This is a genomic window from Protofrankia sp. Cas4 (assembly GCF_963555915.1).
In the GTDB taxonomy this organism is placed as follows: Bacteria; Actinomycetota; Actinomycetes; order Frankiales; family Frankiaceae; genus Protofrankia.
Map to the genome: position 1 here is coordinate 1 of NZ_CAUVXL010000005.1, position 3,924 is coordinate 3,924.

Consider the following 3,924-nt stretch of genomic DNA (forward strand, 5'->3'; position numbering starts at 1 on the left):
ACAGTCAGGTCACCATAAGGTCACCTGTCACCACAGCGAGGGCCAAGAGCCGACGACCGAGAGCCGAGAGCGGACGGCCGAGGCAGAGAGGGCTGGGGCACACACCTCGCCGCATCGCTCCCCGTCCATCGCTTCGCAAGGCACGGGTACCCCGACTCGTCGGTCGACACCCAACACCTCCGGTGCCTCCCTCCGCCGCCTCGCGATGCACGCACCCCAGCCCCACTCCTTGATCCGCATTCCATTCGGTGCGACGAGTGGAAGAAAGACGTAAGGAGACGCCAATTTTCGGGCGAAAAATGTATGTCAACCATCCACTCGTGCCAGGACGGCTACCCACCAAGGCATCGCTGCCACAGCGGCTACACACTCGCGCGGCCACCCGCCGGCCCCCACTCGCCGACCTGCACATCCGCCACTGCGGCGCGTGCACCGCCATCGAGGGCCAGGTCACCGACGACGAGCCCATCCCGCTGATACGGCTGCGCTCCACCGGATCCGCCACCCACCGGGGATTCGCCCTCCACCTCGCGAGCAAAAACGGATACCAGGACACCCTCCTGCCCACCGGCACCTTCACCGGCACCCCCGAAGAGGCCCTCGACTGCGCCTACGAGCTGTACCTGTCGACCCCCGACAGCTGACCGCCCCCGCCTGCCCAGGTGTCAACCCCCGAAGGACTTACGGGCGAGAGCACTAAGCAACATGCGTGCATTAGTGGCCGATCTGCAGCCTCCTTCACCGCATCCGTTGCTATAAAACGATCAGAATCCCCGTACCGGTGATCCAGTACGGGGCTCTGACCTGCCTCAACCAGTGTGCGCTCGGAGGGACTCGAACCCCCAACCTCTTGATCCGTAGTTTGCTCTGGATCTTCCGTGGACGTCCGCTGAGGTACGTCAAGTCCAGTGACGTGGGCTCGGATGTACGTGGGGGCTTGCTAATGTCCGTGCTCGTCCGTGGGCTCGCCTGTCCGTGTGGCTGTCAGTCATGCCACCATCGGCGGAACCTGCCGGGAGCACGACGCCGCATGTTTAGGTCGAGCTATAGTCGACCTGTGTCAGTGGAGCCACCTCATCGGTGGACAATCAAGGCCACACCCGAACTGCGGAGTGGCTGCGCTCGCTGCGCCAGACAGACCTGGACACCTATCGGTCGGTCAACGCGGCGATCGACATGCTCGCCGAGATCGGGCCTGGGTTCGGGCGTCCGCTCGTCGACACGCTGCAAGGATCGACGATCAAGAATCTCAAGGAGCTGCGGCCGAGGTCGGGCCGCGACATCGCGATCCGGGTGATCTTCGTTTTCGACCCCTGGTCACAGGCCGTGTTGCTGGTCGCCGGCAACAAGGCCCGCGACTGGTCACGGTGGTACACGACTGCGATCCCCTTAGCAGAGGTCGCATACGACAGGTGGCTGGCCTTTGAGAGGAAACGGCGGGAGGGCTCATGACCGAGTTCCATGACTGGGATGACATTCGTGCCGAGCTGCACGACGGCCACGATGAGGCGCTTGCCGCCGAGCGGGCGCGCACTGAGTCCTGGATCAGCGCCTTCCACCTTGGCGAGGAGCGCAAGCGGCTGGGGCTGACCCAGCGTCAGGTAGCCGAGCTGATGGGCGTCTCACCGGGCCGGGTAAGCCAGATCGAGAACGGTGACCTCGACGTCAACGAGGTCGCGACGCTGAGCCGGTACGCCCGGGCGCTGGGTGCCCGCATGCGGATCATTTTCGACTACGGCAACGACCTTCGCCAGATCGCCTGAGGCGCTGCCGGTGAACAGAATCCGGGTGACGGGGCCGGGGTGCGTAGGTCGTTGAGGCCATCCTGATGACCGGAACCACCTACCGTTCGGCCGAATGTCGTCCGACAGTAGGTGGAATCGGTCGTTATGTCGGTGGATATCCACTGATGTCGATCGGTGCAGGTCGCAGCCTCGGGGCCGTCCACCGACGTCCACGGACGTCCATCCCCTGTGCAGTACAACTGCATTACAGCGATGATTCGGATCATGGCCACGGAACGTGAAGCCGGCTTGGACGTCCCCAGCACCGAAAAGAATACGATCTCCCCTGCTCGCCAGCGCCGGCAACGACGGGACCGTACGGGCATGGGATGTGCGCATCGGGCAGCCCGTCACAACCCTGGTCGCGCTTCAGGCCGGCGGCTGGGCATGCCTGCGTCCCGATGGCTCTTACACCATCTCCGGCGAGGTTGACGACAATTTCTGGTGGGCAATCAAGCTCTGCCGCTTCGGCCCCGGAGAACTCGACCCCTATACCCCGGCGATCCGCGCCTTGGCCCCGGCTGCTCTCATCCCCTTCTCCATGCCGGTTTATCCCGGCGCTCCATGTATTCGGTGACGCCGTGGGGTGGCTGCTTCCGCTCCAGTGGGTCGGCTCGCCATCCCCTTGACACCGCAGTTCCGGAACGGATTGCATGGGCTGATGGACATTAGCCACAAGGGCGCATGATGGCCGTTGACCTCGCACCGGCTCCGGTGGCAGCGATCGACACCGAGGCACGGTCATGACCGACGCGGCCACCGCGGCCACCGCGGCTACCGCGGCGCCCGCCGGGCTCGACCTCCCCGCGCTGCAACGGTTCTTCGACACCGTGGTGGCGGATGCGGGTCCGATCCGGGCCGAACTCCTGCACGGCGGCCGGTCCAACCTCACCTACCGCATCACCGACGGGCGCTCGGCCTGGGTGCTGCGCAGACCGCCGCTGGGCGGCCTGACCCCGTCGGCACACGACATCGCCCGGGAATACCGGGTGGTGGCGGCGCTTGTCGACAGCGCCGTACCCGTCGCCCGGCCGGTCGCGCTGCGGGAGGACCCGGATGTGCTCGGCGTCCCGTTCTGCCTGGTCGAGTACGTCGACGGGCAGGTGATCCGTACCCGTGCGGAGCTGCACGCACTGCCGGCCGCGGACATCACCCGCTGCGCGTTCGGCCTCATCGACGTGCTGGCCCGATTGCACGCCGTCGATCCGGCGGCCGTCGGGCTCGAGGGGTTCGGCAGAGCGGCGGGCTACCTCAGCCGCCAGGTCCGGCGCTGGCACGACCAGTGGACCCGCGTGGCGACCCGGGAGCTCGCCGATCTGGACCTGCTGCACACCCGGCTGATCGAGGCGTGCCCGGCCGAGAGCGGCGCGTCGATCGTGCACGGGGACTTCCGCATCGACAACGCGATCCTCGACCCGGGGGATGTCGGCACGGTGCGGGCGCTCGTGGACTGGGAGATGGCGACGCTCGGCGACCCCCTCGCCGACCTCGGCCTGCACATCGCCTACGCCGATCCGGCCTTCGACCCCGTGCTGGGCGGTGAGGCCGCCTCGACCAGCCCTCGCCTACCGTCCGCCGACGCGCTCGTCGAACGATATTGCGCGACCTCCGGGCGTGCGGTGACAAACCTGCCGTTCTACCTCGCGCTGGGCTGTTTCAAGGCAGCTATCATCGCCGCGGGTATTCACGCGCGGCACGCCCAGGGCATGACCGTCGGAACCGGTTTCGAGACCGTCGGCTCGGCGGTACCGCTCCTGGTGGCGGCAGGATTGACAGCCCTGTCCGGGAAGTAAGCGACCCGGACAGGAGGCCCATGCACCCGGCCTCCGCCGGTGTCACCACCCCGCAGTTTTCAGGAAAGACCGAGGCTCGTTTTTCAGGAAAGTCGGAGCACTCCTCTGATGATGGTGCCCTCGGCCTGGTCGCGGTATCCCGACGGCAGTTCGGCGAGCGAGTCATAGGTGCGAGTGACGATGGCGTCGAGGTCGTAACGGCCGGCTCGGTGGAGATCGGCGAGAAAACGGATGCCTTTTCGCCCGTCCCATGAATTCATCCAGAAACCATTCCTGTTTTCTTGATCCTATCGAAAGTGAGGCGGCGTTCCGCATGTTCTTCGTTGAGTTTCTGCAGACCAACGACT

Annotated in this window: 6 protein-coding genes; 5 read left to right on the forward strand and 1 reads right to left on the reverse strand. The window is 66.0% G+C overall.

Annotated elements, in window-relative coordinates:
* Positions 1–257 precede the first annotated feature (257 nt).
* The 5 genes from U9979_RS00285 (at position 258) to U9979_RS00305 (ending at position 3,577) form a co-directional block, all read left to right on the forward strand.
* Complete coding sequence (locus U9979_RS00285; RefSeq protein ID WP_322777763.1) at positions 258–644, forward strand: hypothetical protein; 387 nt, start codon at positions 258–260, stop codon at positions 642–644.
* Positions 645–1,080: 436 nt separating this feature from the next.
* Positions 1,081–1,452, forward strand: coding sequence for a type II toxin-antitoxin system RelE/ParE family toxin (locus tag U9979_RS00290; protein WP_322777764.1), 372 nt, complete (start codon positions 1,081–1,083; stop codon positions 1,450–1,452).
* Positions 1,449–1,763, forward strand: coding sequence for a helix-turn-helix transcriptional regulator (locus tag U9979_RS00295; protein ID WP_322777765.1), 315 nt, complete (start codon positions 1,449–1,451; stop codon positions 1,761–1,763). Before U9979_RS00290 ends, U9979_RS00295 begins: the two co-directional genes overlap by 4 nt.
* A 352-nt stretch (positions 1,764–2,115) precedes the next feature.
* Positions 2,116–2,361: a hypothetical protein gene (locus U9979_RS00300; protein WP_322750838.1), complete on the forward strand. Its 246-nt coding sequence runs from the start codon at positions 2,116–2,118 to the stop codon at positions 2,359–2,361.
* Between the two features lie 166 nt (positions 2,362–2,527).
* Positions 2,528–3,577, forward strand: coding sequence for a phosphotransferase family protein (locus U9979_RS00305; protein ID WP_322777766.1), 1,050 nt, complete (start codon positions 2,528–2,530; stop codon positions 3,575–3,577).
* An 83-nt stretch (positions 3,578–3,660) separates the two neighbouring features.
* On the opposite strand, the gene U9979_RS00310 is transcribed toward U9979_RS00305, so the two are convergent.
* The gene (locus U9979_RS00310) at positions 3,661–3,837 is read right to left on the reverse strand and encodes a hypothetical protein (protein ID WP_322777767.1); all 177 of its coding nucleotides are present in this window, start codon (positions 3,835–3,837) and stop codon (positions 3,661–3,663) included.
* Between the last annotated feature and the right edge of the window lie 87 nt (positions 3,838–3,924).